Origin of the sequence: Paraburkholderia acidiphila, assembly GCF_009789655.1 — a bacterium.
In the GTDB taxonomy this organism is placed as follows: domain Bacteria; phylum Pseudomonadota; class Gammaproteobacteria; order Burkholderiales; family Burkholderiaceae; genus Paraburkholderia; species Paraburkholderia acidiphila.
The window spans coordinates 365645-380523 of record NZ_CP046910.1; the positions used below are offsets into that span (position 1 = coordinate 365645).

At 67.6% G+C, this 14879-nt stretch carries 13 protein-coding genes; 5 read left to right on the top strand and 8 right to left on the bottom strand.

The window, feature by feature from the left end; genetic code table 11:
* Position 1: 1 nt before the first annotated feature.
* From kch to FAZ97_RS16135, 4 genes are all read right to left on the bottom strand, one after another.
* Complete coding sequence (gene kch, locus FAZ97_RS16120; protein WP_158759463.1) at positions 2-1183, bottom strand: voltage-gated potassium channel protein; 1182 nt, start codon at positions 1181-1183, stop codon at positions 2-4.
* Positions 1180-2082, bottom strand: coding sequence for a mechanosensitive ion channel family protein (locus FAZ97_RS16125; RefSeq protein WP_158759464.1), 903 nt, complete (start codon positions 2080-2082; stop codon positions 1180-1182). Before FAZ97_RS16125 ends, kch begins: the two co-directional genes overlap by 4 nt.
* A gap of 123 nt (positions 2083-2205) precedes the next feature.
* Positions 2206-2742 (bottom strand): GNAT family N-acetyltransferase, encoded by a 537-nt coding sequence (locus tag FAZ97_RS16130; protein WP_233271772.1) that lies wholly within the window; start codon positions 2740-2742, stop codon positions 2206-2208.
* Positions 2743-2855: 113 nt separating this feature from the next.
* Positions 2856-3779 (bottom strand): DMT family transporter, encoded by a 924-nt coding sequence (locus tag FAZ97_RS16135; RefSeq protein ID WP_158759466.1) that lies wholly within the window; start codon positions 3777-3779, stop codon positions 2856-2858.
* 121 nt (positions 3780-3900) lie between these two features.
* Between FAZ97_RS16135 and FAZ97_RS16140 the strand changes: the two genes are divergently transcribed.
* Complete coding sequence (locus FAZ97_RS16140; RefSeq protein ID WP_158759467.1) at positions 3901-5319, top strand: aminotransferase-like domain-containing protein; 1419 nt, start codon at positions 3901-3903, stop codon at positions 5317-5319.
* A gap of 24 nt (positions 5320-5343) precedes the next feature.
* Here FAZ97_RS16140 and FAZ97_RS16145 read toward each other — a convergent pair whose 3' ends face one another.
* Positions 5344-6648 (bottom strand): MFS family transporter, encoded by a 1305-nt coding sequence (locus FAZ97_RS16145; protein WP_158759468.1) that lies wholly within the window; start codon positions 6646-6648, stop codon positions 5344-5346.
* Between the two features lie 244 nt (positions 6649-6892).
* Positions 6893-8461, bottom strand: a complete 1569-nt coding sequence (locus FAZ97_RS16150; RefSeq protein ID WP_158759469.1) for an MDR family MFS transporter — start codon at positions 8459-8461, stop codon at positions 6893-6895.
* Between the two features lie 112 nt (positions 8462-8573).
* Here FAZ97_RS16150 and FAZ97_RS16155 point away from each other — a divergent pair, with 112 nt between their 5' ends.
* The 3 genes from FAZ97_RS16155 to FAZ97_RS16165 all read left to right on the top strand — a co-directional run bounded on the left by FAZ97_RS16155 (position 8574) and on the right by FAZ97_RS16165 (position 11575).
* Positions 8574-9302, top strand: coding sequence for a TetR/AcrR family transcriptional regulator (locus tag FAZ97_RS16155; RefSeq protein WP_158759470.1), 729 nt, complete (start codon positions 8574-8576; stop codon positions 9300-9302).
* 41 nt (positions 9303-9343) lie between these two features.
* Positions 9344-10966 carry a cryptochrome/photolyase family protein gene (locus tag FAZ97_RS16160; RefSeq protein ID WP_158759471.1) on the top strand — a complete coding sequence of 541 codons (1623 nt, stop codon included), beginning with the start codon at positions 9344-9346 and terminating at the stop codon, positions 10964-10966.
* A 198-nt stretch (positions 10967-11164) separates the two neighbouring features.
* On the top strand, positions 11165-11575 hold the full coding sequence (locus FAZ97_RS16165) for a response regulator (protein ID WP_028205606.1): 411 nt from the start codon (positions 11165-11167) through the stop codon (positions 11573-11575).
* 117 nt (positions 11576-11692) lie between these two features.
* On the opposite strand, the gene FAZ97_RS16170 is transcribed toward FAZ97_RS16165, so the two are convergent.
* A complete protein-coding gene (locus tag FAZ97_RS16170) occupies positions 11693-12307 on the bottom strand; it encodes a Fur family transcriptional regulator (RefSeq protein WP_158759472.1) in 615 nt (204 codons plus the stop codon).
* A 57-nt stretch (positions 12308-12364) separates the two neighbouring features.
* The gene (locus FAZ97_RS16175) at positions 12365-12991 is read right to left on the bottom strand and encodes a glutathione S-transferase family protein (RefSeq protein WP_158759473.1); all 627 of its coding nucleotides are present in this window, start codon (positions 12989-12991) and stop codon (positions 12365-12367) included.
* Positions 12992-13200: 209 nt separating this feature from the next.
* Between FAZ97_RS16175 and FAZ97_RS16180 the strand changes: the two genes are divergently transcribed.
* A complete protein-coding gene (locus tag FAZ97_RS16180; RefSeq protein WP_158759474.1) occupies positions 13201-14877 on the top strand; it encodes an ATP-binding domain-containing protein in 1677 nt (558 codons plus the stop codon).
* Positions 14878-14879: the final 2 nt, after the last annotated feature.

The following is a 14879-nucleotide window of genomic DNA, read 5'->3' on the forward strand; positions in this document are numbered from 1 at the left end:
CCTACGCCGCCCCTCCCACGCTCTTCCCAAACAGCAACTGTTCGATCAGCGTGTTGTCGATGGTCTCGTTGTTGAGCGTGCGCGCGAGCAGTTCGCCTGCGAGCAGTTGCGGCGAAAACACCATATCGGGCTGCAGGAGGCGCAAGCGCTGCAGGTTGCGGCTGTCGTTCACGAGCGCCACGGTACGCACCTTCGGCGCGATCTCCTTGATCGCGAGGATCACGAAGGCGTTCTCGGCGTCGTCCGAGCGCAACGCGAGCGCGGCGAGCGCGGTTTCGGCGCCCGCGTTGTGCAGCGTGGCGGTATCGCTCGCGTCGCCGACGATGAGGTCTGCCTCGGCCGGATAGTTGTGCGGCGTATTCGGCGCGACGATCACGGTTGCCGTGTAGCCGCGCTTGACGAGCCCCTCGTACACGCTATGCGCGAGCGGCGAAGCGCCGACGATCAAATAATGGTTCTTGCGGGTCACGTTGGAAATGCCTCCCTTGACGATGCGTTTCAGGTGCCCGCCAATCACGGGCCCGATCACGGCGCTGATCGAAGTCGCGAACACGGTGATCCCGAGCACGATGATCGAAGCCGTGAAAAGCCGCGCGGTGTCCGAGTGCGGCACGATATCGCCGTAGCCGACCGTGGACATCGACACGATCGAGAAGTAGAACGCCGTGACGAGGTTGCGAATGGGCGGCGCAAAGTCGTCGCCTAGATACAGCGAGCCGAACACCGCGTAGACGACCAACGAGCCAATGCTCAGGAATGCGAACAAGGAGCCCGCGGCGACGCTCGCGCGATCGAAGCGTCGCCAGTAGTAAATGAGCGCGCAGGCCAGTGCGAGCGAGTAGGCCGCGAGCGCGTGGCTGCGGTAGTCGCCCCACAGGCAGATGCTGGCCGCGCCGGTGAGCAGCACGAGCGAAAGCATCCACGCCACGCGCGCGCGCAGCGCGATGCCGAATGACATCATCGTGAGGCCGGTGGCCACGAGCGCCTGGGGAAGCGCGAGCACGCCGAATGCGTTGATGAGCGTGATCCAGTCGTCGAACCAGTTGCCGCGCGTGTGTTCGAGCGCTTTCTGCGCGACCGGGCGCACCAGCAGCAGGCCGTCGAGCACCAGCAGCAAGGCCAGGTAACCGTGCGGCACGAGCCTTCTGGCGTAGCTGCGCAGGCGGCGCGCGTAGGCGTTCATTGCTGCGCTTGTTGCGTCGATTGCGTCGATTGCGTCGGTCGTGTCGGCGGCTCCGGTTCCGCCGGTTGCGTCTGCACGATGTGCAGTTCGCGCGTGCGCACGGGCAGCGAGCAGTGCGCGTCATTGAGCGCCTGGCGCACCTTGCGCGAAAGGTCCCAGCGCATGTCCCAGAACGTGTCGATGTTCGACCACACACGGATATTGAGCACGGCGGTGCTGTCGTCGAAACGCGACACCATCACTTGTGGCGCGGGCGACGCCAGCACGCGCGGATCGGCAGCGGCGAGCGTGCGCAATACGTCGATCGCGTGGTTCACGTCGTCGCGTACCGACACTTCCACTTCGAGGTCGAGCCGGCGCGTGGGATTGCGGCTGTAGTTGCGGATCGAATTGCTCCAGAGCCCGCTGTTCGGCACGTATTCGCAGATGCCGTCCGGTTTCGTGAGGCGCGTGGTGAAGAGGTTCACTTCCTCGACAGTACCCGCGACGCTTGCGCCGACGCCGCCGTCGATATAGTCGCCTACCTTGAACGGCCGCAGCAGCAACAGCATGATGCCGGCCGCGATGTTCTGCAGCGTGCCTTGCAGCGCGAGGCCGATGGCGAGACCCGCGGCGCCGAGCACCGCGACGATGCTGGCCGTCTGGATGCCGATTTGCGAGAGCGCGCCGATCACGGCGACGAGGCGCACGCCCCACACGGCCGTGTCGCGCACGATGGGGCGCAGCGTGGGGTCGATGCCGCTGCCGCGCCGCTTGATCCAGTTGCCTACGCGCCGTGAGAGCCACCAGCCGAACCAGAGGATTGCGAAGGCGGCGCACAGGCGCAGCGCGAGCGCGGAGAGCGCGTCCCACAGGAAGCCCCAGTTGGCCGGGTGCAGGTGTTCGAGGAGGGGTTGCATGGTGAATCAGTCCTTGTCTTCGGAGCCGTGGGTCTGACTCCGTTGCGAAAGGACGTATTGTACGAGCCGCGTTTCGCTTGCGGCGCGCGCGCGGCGTGCCCAAGCGTTTTTGAGCCTGCCGCGTCAGCCCTTGGGCGGCGTATCCACGCCCGGCCCGAGCGTGCGCTGCATGAGCGCCGTGTCGCGCCACTCGCCGTGCTTGAAGCCTACGCCGCGCAGCGTGCCGGTCAGTTCGAACCCGAGGCGCTCGTGCAGTTTGAGCGAGCCGCCGCGCGGGTCGGCGACCACGGCGATCATTTGCCGCCACGGGCCCGCCTCGCAGCGTTCGATCAACGCGTTAAGCAACGTGTGGCCGAGTCCGCGGCCGCGAAACGCTTCGTCGATATAGATCGAGTCTTCAATCGTGAAGCGGTACGCCGGGCGCGGCCGGTAGGGCGTGGCGTAGCAATAGCCGGCCACGCGGCCGTCGATCTCGGCGACGAGCCAGGGCAAGCCGTGTTCGCGCACGGCGGCGTGGCGGCGCAGGAGTTCGTCGAGCGAAGGCGGCGTCTCCTCGAACGATGCCGTGCCGTGCAGCACGTGGTGCGCGTAGATGGCGGCGATGGCGGGAAAGTCGTCGGCGGTGGCGTCGCGCACTTGCGCGTCGGAGTGTGGGGTCATCGGTCGGAGCCAGGCGCGAAGGCAGGGGGAAGGAGGTTTGCATCCGTCACTATGCCTCGCGCGCGGGCGCATTTGAAGCGCGCCAAAATTGAGGCGCGCCAAAAATGCGTGGCCTAGACGCGCTGCGCGCCCGCGCGATTTGCGACAGAGGCAGCGCCCGTCGTGCGCCCGAAGCGCCGCGCCCCGGTCACGCATGCGATCACCACGGCGGTGACGGCGATCATCGCCGGCGGCACGGCTTCGTGCAGCAGCAGCGCCGCGAGCACGAAGCCGAAGAACGGCTGCAGCAACTGCAATTGCCCCACGCCCGCAATGCCGCCGAGCGCGAGCCCGCGATACCAGAACACGAAGCCGATCAGCATGCTGAAGAGCGACACGTAAGCGAACCCCCACCACGAAGCCGCGCTCACGGCGGCGAACGACGCGGGGCGCAGCCACCATGCGAGCGGCGCCATCACCGGCAGCGAGATTGCCAGCGCCCAGCAGATCACCTGCCAGCCGCCCAGGCGCCGCGAGAGCCGCGCGCCTTCCGCGTAGCCGAGCCCGCACACGACGATCGCGGCGAGCATGAGCGCGTCGCCGAGCGGCGAGGCGTCGATGCCGTGGCGCAGCGCGAACGCCACCACGGCGGCGCTGCCCGCTGCGGAAAAGACCCAGAAGGCCGGCTGCGGACGCTCGCCCGCGCGCAGCACGCCGAACACGGCCGTGGCGAGCGGCAGCAAGCCGACGAACACGATGGCGTGCGCCGAACTCACGTGCTGGAGCGCGAGCGCGGTGAGAAGCGGAAAGCCCACCACCACGCCGAGCGCGACGATGACGAGCGGCCAGACTTCGTTGCGCGCGGGCCGCGCCGCGCGCAACGACAGGAGCAGTAGCACGCCGAGCACGCCCGCGATGGTCGCGCGCCCGCCCGTGAGGAACACGGGGTCGAGGCTGAGCACGGCGAGTCGCGTGGCGGGCAGCGAGCCGCTGAAGATGAGGACGCCTGCGAGGCCGCAGAGCCAGCCGTCGGTGGTGGGATCGAGCGTTTTGCGCATGGGGTTGGGCGAGGGGGAAACATCCGGGATCGATCCGGCGATGATGCGCGCCGAGCCGCGCGAAGGTAAGCTACAGATCAGTACAATTCATTCAAACTGTATTGAACACGGAGCAGTACAGATGAAAGACAGAGCAAGAACGCAAGGCTTGCCCATGACGCGCGTCGAGCACGTGATGCAGGCGCTGCGCGAGCGCATTGCCGCGCGCTCGCTGGCTGCGGGCGCGCGCGTGCCGTCCATCCGCGCGATGGGCGAGCAGCTTGGCGTGTCGAATTCGACGGTGGTGGAGGCTTACGAGCGCCTCGTCGCCGAAGGGGTGCTGGTCGCGCGGCGCGGCGCGGGTTTCTTCGTGGCCGGTCATGCGCCGCCGCTCGCGCTCGCCGCGCTCGGGCCGCAGCTCGACCGCGAGATCGATCCGCTCTGGCTCACGCGCCAGTCGCTGCAGACCGAGGCGGGTGCGCTGCGGCCCGGCTGCGGCTGGCTGCCCGCCTCGTGGCTGCCGGAGGACGCCGTGCGGCGCGCGCTGCGCGCCATCGCACGCGATCCGCGCGCGCCGCTCACGGATTACGCCTCGCCGCTCGGGCTGCCCGCGCTGCGCCAGCAGCTCGCCTGGCGGCTCGGCCAGCATGGTGTGGAGGCCGCGCCCGAGCAGATCGTGCTGACCGATGGCGGCACCCAGGCGCTCGACCTGCTGTGCCGCTTTCTGCTGGAGCCCGGCGACACCGTGCTCGTGGACGACCCGTGCTACTTCAATTTTCAGGCGCTGCTGCGCGCGCACCGCGTGCGCGTGGTCGGCGTGCCGTACACGCCGACGGGACCGGATCTCGCCGCGTTCGAGCGCGCGCTGGCCGAAACGCGAGCGCGCCTTTACGTGACGAACTCGGCGGTCCACAACCCCACTGGCGCGACGCTCGCGCCTGCCGTCGCGCATCGCCTGCTCAAGCTCGCCGAGGAACATAACCTCCTGATCGTCGAGGACGACATCTTCGCCGACTTCGAAATCGAGCCCGCGCCGCGTCTCGCGGCCTTCGACGGCCTCGCGCGTGTCGTCACGATCGGCAGTTTCTCGAAGACGATGTCGGCGGCGGCACGCTGCGGTTTCATCGCGGCGCGCGCGGACTGGATCGAGCCGCTTGTGGATCTCAAGCTTGCGGTCTCGTTCGGCAATGGGGAGATGGTGGCGGAACTCGTGCACCGCTTGCTCGTCGATGGCACCTATCGGCGGCATCTGGACGGACTGCGCGCGAAGCTCGCCGACGCGATGGGCGAAACGCTGCGCCGGCTTTCGGCGCTCGGCCTCACCGCGTGGACGCGTCCGCAGGCGGGACTATTCGTATGGGCGCAATTGCCGGATGGGCTCGACGCCGCGCAGATCGCGCGCGAAGCGCTGGTGGAAGGCGTGGTGCTCGCGCCGGGCAACGTGTTCAGCGTGTCGCGCGGCGCGGGCGATTTTCTGCGTTTCAATGTTTCGCAGTGCAATCGTCCGAAGGTCTACGAAACGTTGCAGCGTGCGATGGAGCGCGTGGCGCAGCCCGTTTGAGCAACGGAATGCGCCACGCCGGGATCACGGCTCGTGGCGCAGATACCCTTCCTTGGCCGGATCGCGCATGTGCCACGACACGACGAGCGCGACCGCGCAGATCGCCGTGACGTACCAGTAGAACGTGGTCTCGCTGCCAACCGACTTGAACCACAGCGCGACATATTCGGCCGAGCCGCCGAAGATCGCATTCGCCACCGCATACGAGAGGCCCACGCCCATCGCGCGCACTTCGGGCGGGAACATCTCGGCCTTGATGAGGCCGCTGATCGACGTATAGAAACTCACGATGGCGAGCGCGACGATGATGAGCACGAACGCGGCCACCGGGCTCGACACGTCCTTGAGCGCATGCATGATCGGCACCGTGCCGAGCACTGAAAGCGAGCCGAACAGGATCATCGACGTGCGGCGGCCGATCTTGTCGGACAGCGCGCCGAACACCGGCTGCATCAGCATGTAGACGAAGAGCGCGCAGGTCATCACGTTGCTCGCGGTTTTCGCGTGCATGCCGGCCGTGTTCACGAGGTACTTCTGCATGTAGGTCGTGAACGTGTAGAAGATCAGCGAGCCGCCTGCCGTGAAGCCCACGACCGTGAAGAACGCGCCCTTGTGCTGCCACACGCCGCGAATCGTGCCCGCGTCGCGCTTGTGGCGCGATTCGCTCGTCGAGGTCTCATCGAGCGATTTGCGCAGATAGAGCGAGATCAGCGCGGCGGCGGCGCCGACCACGAACGGAATGCGCCAGCCCCAGGCCTTCAGTTCTTCCGTGGAGAGCGTCTGCTGCAGGATCACGAGCACGAGCAGCGCGCAAAGTTGGCCGCCGATCAGCGTGACGTACTGGAACGACGCGAAGAAGCCGCGCCGGCCCTTGAGCGCGACCTCGCTCATGTAGGTCGCGCTGGTGCCGTACTCGCCGCCCACCGAAAGCCCCTGGAAGAGGCGCGCGAGCAGCAGCAGGAACGGGGCGAACGCGCCGATCTGCGCGTACGTGGGCAGCATGGCGATCACGAGCGAGCCGCCGCACATCATGAGCACCGAGATCATCATCGCGGTGCGGCGGCCGTGCCGGTCGGCGATGCGGCCGAACAGCCAGCCGCCGATCGGACGCATCAGGAAGCCCGCGGCGAACACGCCGGCGGTGTTGAGCAACTGCGTGGTGGTGTTGCCGCTCGGGAAGAACGCGGGCGCGAAATACAGCGCGCAGAACGAGTAAATGTAGAAGTCGAACCACTCGACGAGATTGCCCGACGAGGCGCCGACGATGGCGAATACGCGCCGCCTCGTGTCTTGCGCGGAGAGCGTGGCTTGATCGGTCTGGGTGTCCATGGGCGGGTCTTCTCCTGGGTTGTGTGTTTTATGGCGAGCGACCGTCATGCAGCCGTCGCGAGCGTTCGAACGCGTGCCGCCGGGTCCCGGCGCGCGGTGCCCGCGATTTTAGCTAACTGTAATTAAATGTGTGGAAAATGTAATGCCGATGCGAACGGACCCCATTAGATCGATGGGATGCCGGTTCGCAAGGCAAAAAAAGCCAGCGGGAATCCGCTGGCCGGAGGGGAAAAGAGAAACGCGCTCAATGCTGCTTGCGCAGCGGCACGTCGCGCAGCAGCAGCGACAGCACGAACGAGAACACCACCACGACCGCAGCCGAGAGATAAACCGTGTGCAGGGCGCCGGCGAACGCATCGAGATACTGCGTGTGCAGCGTGGGCGGCAGATGGCGGATCACATCGGGCGTGAGCGGCTGCGGCAGTTGCACGTCGGCCGTGAGCACCTTCTCGAGCCGCGCGTTCAGCCCGTGCGAGAACACCGCGCCGAATGCGGCCACGCCCACCGAGCCGCCAATCGAGCGGAACAGCGTAGCGCCCGACGTCGCCACACCCATGTGGCGGAACTCCACGGCGTTCTGCACAGCGAGAATCAGCACCTGCATCACCATGCCCAGGCCGCATCCGAGCAGGCCCATGTAGGCGTACATGAGGTGAATCGGCGTGTCGAGCCGCAAGCGTGCGAGCAGCGTCATCGCGACGGCCACGAGCGCCGTGCCCACGATGGGGAAGATGCGGTACTTGCCGATCTTGCTGATGATGCGTCCCGTGATGATCGACATGACGAGCACGCCGCCCATCATCGGCAGCATCTGCATGCCGGCCTGCGAGGGCGTGGAGCCCTTCACGACCTGCAGATACAGCGGCAGGAACGTGACCGAACCGAACAGCGACACGCCCACGATGAAGCCAATCAGACTCGCGAGCACGAAGGTGCGCTGGCGGAAGAGCTCGAGCGGCATGATGGGCTCGGCCGCATGCTTTTCCTCGTGGATGAAGCCCGCCACGGCTACCACACCGAGCAGCAGCGTGAGCCAGAGCGTGGGCGAAGTCCACGGCAGCAGCGAGCCGCCCTCGCTCGTGAAGAGGATCAGGCAGGTGAGGGCGGCGGCGAGCCATGCCGCGCCCATGTAGTCGATCACGTGCTTCACGTGCGCGGCGCGCGGCTTGAACACGGCGCCGATCACCACGAGCGCGATCGCGCCGAGCGGCAGGTTGATGTAGAAGATCCAGCGCCACGACAGATGCTCGACGAGAAAGCCGCCGAGCAGCGGCCCGATCACGGTGGCGATGCCGAACACGCCGCCGAACATGCCCTGGTACTTGCCGCGCTGCGCGGGCGGGATGACGTCGCCGATGGCGGCCATCGTCACGACCATGAGACCGCCGCCGCCGATGCCCTGAAGGGCGCGCAGCACGATGAGCTGTTCCATGTTCTGCGCCACGCCGCACAGCGCCGAGCCGATCAGGAAGATGACGATGGCGGCCTGCAGAACGATCTTGCGGCCGAACAGGTCGCCGAACTTGCCGTAGAGCGGCACGACGATCGTCGAGGTGAGCAGGTAAGCCGTGACGACCCACGAGAGCCGGTCGAGCCCGCCCAGTTCGCCGACGATAGTGGGCAGTGCCGTCGAGACGATGGTCTGGTCGAGAGCCGCCAGCAGCATGACGAGCAGGAGCGCCGGAAACAGCAGCCGGATGGGCGGATGACCGCCGGTATCGGCCGCAGCCGGGCCCGATGCCGTCGCCGCCGTTTTCGCGCTGGCGTTAGCTCCCGCCGTGGCGGGCACAGGGTGGTTCGTGCTGGGTTCCATCGTCGTGTCCATCTATCTTGAATTTAATTAATTCGGAGGTTAATATTAGGACAATTATTCCAGTTGGTCAAAATTCAATTCGTGACTCCTTCTTGACCCCGATAGAACGCCTATGAAAGCGCCAGAACACTCCCTCGACAGCGCAGGCGGCGCGCCAGGCCGGCCCGCCGCGCGTCGCCCCGGCCGGCCGAGCGGCGGTGTGGGCGGGGCGGAGCAGCGTGCGCGCCTGATCGACGCAGCGCTCGTGCTGTTTGCGCGCCAGGGCATCCTCGACACGTCGCTTGCCGCCATTGCCCGCGAGGCCGGCGTCACACCGGCGATGGTCCATTACTACTTCAAGACGCGCGATCATCTGATCGACGTGCTGATCGACGAACGTTTCGTGCCGCTGCGCGAAACGCTCGGCGACCTGTTCGCGGAGCATCCCGACGATCCCGTGACGGCGCTTACCGCGCTGGCGCGGCGCTTCGTGGCGGTGGGGCAGCGCCATCCGTGGTTTGCGCCGCTGTGGGTGCGCGACGTCATCAGCGAGGGCGGCGTGCTGCGCCAGCGCATGCTCGAGCGTCTGGGCCGCGAGAACCAGGAAAAGGCCCACACGGCGATTGCGCGCTGGCAGCGCGAGGGCCGGCTCAACGCGGCGCTGGAGCCTTCACTGCTGTTCCAGTCGTTGATGGGTCTCACGCTGCTGCCGCTCGCGACCAATCAGATATGGCGCGGCGACGCAGCGCAACCTCACGTCGACGTCGAGGCGATCGCGCGCCATGCGGTCGCGCTCATCACGCAAGGCGTGGGACCGGAGCGCATCGCCAGCCGCGCCGATACGGGCATTGATACGGATTAGTCGCCGCCGCGCGCCGTGGTACGCTCCGTGACCTTTGCGGCATGGCCCGTGCGCTGTGCCGCGCGAATGTTTCCCGGTCGAGGTCCGGTCTGCCTTCTTCTTCCGCTTCTTCCCGCGCTTCGTCCAACGAAGCGCCCGCCATCGTCTGGTTTCGCGACGATCTCCGCCTGGCCGATCAGCCAGCGCTCGCGCAGGCCGCGGCGAGCGGCCTTGCGCTGATCTGCGTCTGGATCCACGATCCGCACGCCTCGGGCGAGCGCCCGGAGGGCGGCGCGGCGCGCTGGTGGCGTCATGAGTCGCTGCGCGCGCTCGATGTCGCGCTGACGGCGCGCGGCGGCCGCCTGCTGCTCCTGCAAGGCGACGAAGCGGCCACGCTGAACGCGCTCGTCGCGGAAACCGGCGCGCAAGCCGTGTACTGGAATCGCCGCTACGGCGCGGCGCAGCGCGCAGTCGATAGCGCCCTCAAAGCCTCGTTGCGCGAGCGCGGCGTGGATGTCGAGAGCTTCAACGGGCAGCTTCTCAACGAGCCGTGGACGGTGCTCAACCAGTCCGGCGAGCCGTTTCGGGTATTCAGCGCTTACTGGCGCGCCTGCCTGCGCATGGGCGATCCGCCGCCGCCGCAAGGCGAGCCCGAACGGATGATTTTTCAATCGTTGCCAGCACGTCTTACCCAACGCGCATCGACACTCGATGCGCTCGGCCTCGCGCCACGCTCGCCCGACTGGTCGGGCGGCTTGCGCGCGGCCTGGCCAGCGGGCGAGGAAGCCGCGCTGGAACGCCTGCGCGCGTTCCTCGCCACCGACCTCGACAGCTACGCCGGCGAGCGCGACGAGCCCGGCGACGCCGCCACGAGCCGCCTCTCTCCGTATCTCGCCGTCGGCGCCGTTTCGCCGCGCCAGGTCTGGGCGGCGCTCAGGGCGGCGCAGCACGCGCACGGCCGCGGCTCGGCGCGGCGCGCCACGAGCGCGGAGAAGTTCGCGAGCGAATTGGGCTGGCGGGAGTTCTGCCATTACCAGCGCTACCACTACGCCGATCTGGCGACGCGCAACCTGCGTCCCGCTTTCGACGCCATGCCGTGGCGCAACGACGCCGCGGGCCTGAAAGCGTGGCAGCGCGGGCTGACCGGTTATCCGCTCGTCGATGCCGGGATGCGCGAACTTTGGCGCACGGGGTGGATGCACAACCGCGTGCGCATGGTCGTGGCGTCGTTCCTGACCAAGCACCTGTTAATCGACTGGCGCGCGGGCGAGTCCTGGTTCTGGGACACGCTCGTGGACGCCGACCCAGCCAGCAATCCGGCAAACTGGCAGTGGGTGGCGGGCTCGGGCGTGGACGCCGCGCCGTATTTCCGCATTTTCAATCCGGTGCTCCAGGGCCAGAAGTTCGACCCGCGCGGCGCCTACGTGCGGCAGTGGGTGCCGGAGCTGGCGGGCTTGCCCGACGCGCTCGTGCACCAGCCGTGGAAGGCCAGCGCGCGGCAACTCGAAGCGGCGGGCGTGCGCCTTGGCAAGAATTATCCAGAACCTGTCGTCGAGCACGAACTGGCACGCCAGCGCGCACTCGAAGCCTATGCGCAAACCGGCAAAGCCAAGGGCTTCGCCGCTTCGCGGGAGGGCCAAAAGCAGGGCCCGCGGCAGGACGCAAAACAGGGCGGCAAAGCGTGAGCGCGGCCGTCATCGCGCTGTCTTGTGATGCGGCTATCGTGCGCGGCGCGGATGGGCGCACTTTCAGCACGCTGGAACCGGACGGCATTAAGATTGCTCTATCAGGACGGCCCGCGGTGCCGTGCGCCCAGTATCACGCCGGGCTCGCAGCCTCGCGGCACTCGGCCTGACAGACAGAAAGGCATGTAAGCAAACACAATGAACGCAGTACACAAGCTCGACCGGACGACCATCGTCCTCGTCGAAGACGACCCGCATAGCCGGGCGTCACTGACTTCGCTGCTGGAGGCGGAGGGCGCGCACGTCGTGGCGGTCGAAGACGCCGAAACGGGCGTCGAAGCGGCACTGAGCCTGCACCCCGACGCCGTGGTCTGCGATCTCGACCTGCCGGCCATGGACGGCTTCTACCTGATCCAGCGTTTGCGCGACTACGAAATTCGCGGCGATCACGCACCGACCGTCGCGGTCGCGCTCACGGGCCATACCGACGAAAGCTGGCGTTTGCGCAGCATCGGCGAAGGCTTCCAGCACTTCATGACCAAGCCGGCCCGGCCGGAAGAACTCGTGACGCTCTTGAGCGACGCGATCGACGCACGCCAGTCCCTCTGAGGCGGCGCGCGTGGCGAGGCGGGTAACGTATGGGTGCGCAGGCGCCGCGATCTGCGGCGCGGCTGACTTTTTGCCTGCGATGGCCCGCGCGCAACGGCGGGCGATGACGATCCGCGCTTAGCTAACGGACGAGGACTGCGCCGCTTCGGGCGCGGCGGCGGCGCCTGGCTGTGCGGCCTTGTTGGCCTGATTCGCCTGACTCTCCTGGCATTGCGCGCAGAGCCCCTTGAGTTCGATGCCGTCGCCGGCGAGCCGGTAACCCGCGGCCTCGATCTGCGTAACGAGCGCCTGGCGCAGCTTCGGCTCGTGCAACTCGGTGACGTTGCCGCACTGCTGGCACACCACGAGAATGCCGTGCTGGCACTGCGTGAGGTCGTGGCAAACGGCGAACGCGTTGATCGATTCGATGCGGTGAATCAGTCCGGCCGAAAGCAGGAAGTCGAGCGCCCGGTAGACCGTGGGCGGCGCCGAACCCGGATGGATCTGGCGCATTTCGTCGAGCAGCGAATACGCCTTGGTGGCGCGTCCCGAGGCGAGCAGCAGCTCCAGCACCTTGCGGCGGATCGGCGTGAGCTTTTCGCCGCGCTCGCGGCAATAGGCCTCGGCCATCGCGAGCGCGGACTCGAGCGTCGCGCCCTGGGCGCCGTCGTGCGAGTGGGCGTGGTCGTGCGCCCCGCCGTGCGCGTGACTATGCAAGGCGGAGGCGTCCGGGGACGGTTTTGCTGTCTTCATGCCTGCGATTATACGGGGCGCGCCGCCGGGCCGCCCGCGCCGCCCTGGAGTAGCCGCTCAGGTGAGCGGCAGATCGACGTACTTGCGGAAGCCCTGGCGCTGCGCAATGCGCTGATACCATCGTTCGAGGTTCGGCAGCGGCTCGCGCTCCACGCCTTCGAGCCCGAACCAGCGCCGCGCGTACGCGCCAAGCACGATGTCCGCGAGCGAGAAGCGCTCGTTTTCCAGGAAGAAGCGGCCTTGCAGATGGTGGTCGAGCAGCCTCCAGAGGGGCGTGAGCTGATCGAGATCGGCGGCGATCTTCGCGGTGTCGCGCTTTTCCGGCGGCGTGCGCACGAGCGCGAGAAACACCGGACGCTCGGCGGGCGCGAGCGTGCCTATCGACCAGTCGAGCCAGCGCTCGATCGAGGCGCGCACCTTCGGGTCGGTCGGGTAGAGCAGGCTCGAGGGACCGTACTCCATCGCCAGATAGCGCAGGATCGCGTTCGACTCCCACAGCACGAAATTGCCGTCCGAGATCGTCGGGATCTTGCCGTTCGGATTCATGGCGAGATAGGAAGGCTCGTTGAGATGCCCGAACGGGCCGCCCGCGTCGATGCGCTGGAACGGCAGGACGAGTTCATCGCAACACCACAGGACTTTCTGGACATTCACCGAATTGGCGCGTCCCCAGATCGTGATCATCTGGCGCGTACTCCTTGCAAGGGGAAAAGGGGTCAAGCCTGGCGCAGGCCGCCACGATACACGATTCTCGCGCGTTTTTTTGTGCAGCCATCCATTTCGTAGAATAGGCGCTGCGCGGCGCCGGGAGTTCCGCCGCCGCGCCGGATTCGTGCGGCACCGCTCCCTCGATTTGCCGCCTCGCCCCAAAAACGTACGCTCGAGACCCGCCCATGGCCCGCATTGTCCCCGACGACTGGCAGCATCTCGAAGCCACCGGCGCCGCCGCGCGCGAGCGCGAAACGCTTGCCGCGCTCGCTCGCGGTTTGCCGAACGGCTACACCGTCTATCACGGCGTGCACTGGACGCGCCTTTCCGAGGGCTTTTCGGTCTTCGGCGAGGCCGATTTCGTGATCGTGAGCCCGGCCGGGCGCGTCATGATCGTCGAGCAGAAAACCGGCTTTTTGCGCGAAACGCCGGCCGGGCTCGTCAAGGCGTACATGCAAACCGAGCGCAACGTGGCAATCGCGCTGGCGCGCACCGTCGAAGGGCTGCACCGGCGCTTCACCGCCACGTTCGGCGCGGGCACCTACGTGCTCGAAGAGCTGTTCTACTGCCCCGACCACGTGGTGCGCGAGCCGGCGATCGCGGGCGTGAATCCCGCGCGCATCGTCGATGCCACGCGCAAGGCGCAGCTCGCCGCCATCGTGCTCGCCGCCATGCCCGCCGACGAGCCGCGCCTGCCGTGCGCAGCCAAGATCCACCACTTTCTCGCCGACGAACTGTCGCTGGCGCCCGATACCAGCGCACTGGTCGGCGCGGCGGGCACACTCGTCACGCGGCTCGCGGGCGGCCTCGCCACGTGGGCGCGCCGGCTCGAATTCGCGCCGTTCCGGCTGCGCGTGACCGGCACGGCGGGCTCGGGCAAGACGCAACTGGCCGTGCAGGTCATGAAGGACGCGGTGGCGCGCGGCGCGCGCACGCTTTACGTGTGCTTTAACCGGCCCCTCGCGGATCACATCGCGAAGCTCGCGCCACCCGAAGCGAAGGTGGCGACGTATCACCAGCTGTGCGACTGGATCGCGCGCGACGGCGGCCACGTGCCCGATTTCGACAGCCCCGGCGCATTCGAAGACCTCGTACGGCGTTTCGGCGAGATGCCGATTGCCGGGCGCTGGCAGTTCGATGTGCTGATCGTCGACGAGGGGCAGGATTTTCACGAGCCGTGGGTCGGCGCGCTCGAGCGGCTATTGCGGCCAGGCGCCGCGTGGTGGTGGCTCGAAGATCCGCTGCAGAACCTGTACGTGCGCGAGCCGCTCGCGCTGGCGGGCTGGACCGTGCTGCGCGAAAACACGAACTACCGCAGCCCGCGCGACATCCTCGCGTTCCTGCGCGACGTGGCCGGACCGACCGTGCCCGCCATCGCGCAGCTTGCGGCGGGCAGTCCGTTCGACGGCTCCGAGGTGACGGTGGCGAGCTGGGACGAGCAGGAAACGGAGACGGGCGCCGAGCCCGGCGTGGTGCTGGCGACCAAACGCGCGATCACGCAGGCGCTTTCGCTCGGCTTTCGCAAGCAGGACATCGTCGTGCTGTCGTATCGCGGCCGCGAGCATTCGCTTTTCACGACGCTCGATCAGCTCGGCCCGCACCGGCTGCGCAGCTTCACGGGCCAATACGACCTGTTCGGCAATCCGCAGTACCGAGAGGGCGACGTGCTGCTCGATTCGATCTACCGCTTCAAGGGGCAGTCCGCGCCGTGCGTGATCCTGACCGAGGTGGATTTCGAGCCATTCGACGAGCGCGCCGCGCGCAAGCTCTTCGTCGGCGCGACGCGCGCGGCCATGAAGCTCATCGTGGTGGCTTCGCCGCGCGCCGCCCGGTTCATTGAGGGCCAGCGCGGCGGCGTGTGAGG

Coding starts and splice junctions, on each gene's coding strand:
- kch (WP_158759463.1), bottom strand. CDS start 1,183: ATGAACGCCTACGCGCGCCGCCTGCGCAGCTACGCCAGAAGGCTCGTG.
- FAZ97_RS16125 (WP_158759464.1), bottom strand. CDS start 2,082: ATGCAACCCCTCCTCGAACACCTGCACCCGGCCAACTGGGGCTTCCTG.
- FAZ97_RS16130 (WP_233271772.1), bottom strand. CDS start 2,742: ATGACCCCACACTCCGACGCGCAAGTGCGCGACGCCACCGCCGACGAC.
- FAZ97_RS16135 (WP_158759466.1), bottom strand. CDS start 3,779: ATGCGCAAAACGCTCGATCCCACCACCGACGGCTGGCTCTGCGGCCTC.
- FAZ97_RS16140 (WP_158759467.1), top strand. CDS start 3,901: ATGAAAGACAGAGCAAGAACGCAAGGCTTGCCCATGACGCGCGTCGAG.
- FAZ97_RS16145 (WP_158759468.1), bottom strand. CDS start 6,648: ATGGACACCCAGACCGATCAAGCCACGCTCTCCGCGCAAGACACGAGG.
- FAZ97_RS16150 (WP_158759469.1), bottom strand. CDS start 8,461: ATGGAACCCAGCACGAACCACCCTGTGCCCGCCACGGCGGGAGCTAAC.
- FAZ97_RS16155 (WP_158759470.1), top strand. CDS start 8,574: ATGAAAGCGCCAGAACACTCCCTCGACAGCGCAGGCGGCGCGCCAGGC.
- FAZ97_RS16160 (WP_158759471.1), top strand. CDS start 9,344: ATGGCCCGTGCGCTGTGCCGCGCGAATGTTTCCCGGTCGAGGTCCGGT.
- FAZ97_RS16165 (WP_028205606.1), top strand. CDS start 11,165: ATGAACGCAGTACACAAGCTCGACCGGACGACCATCGTCCTCGTCGAA.
- FAZ97_RS16170 (WP_158759472.1), bottom strand. CDS start 12,307: ATGAAGACAGCAAAACCGTCCCCGGACGCCTCCGCCTTGCATAGTCAC.
- FAZ97_RS16175 (WP_158759473.1), bottom strand. CDS start 12,991: ATGATCACGATCTGGGGACGCGCCAATTCGGTGAATGTCCAGAAAGTC.
- FAZ97_RS16180 (WP_158759474.1), top strand. CDS start 13,201: ATGGCCCGCATTGTCCCCGACGACTGGCAGCATCTCGAAGCCACCGGC.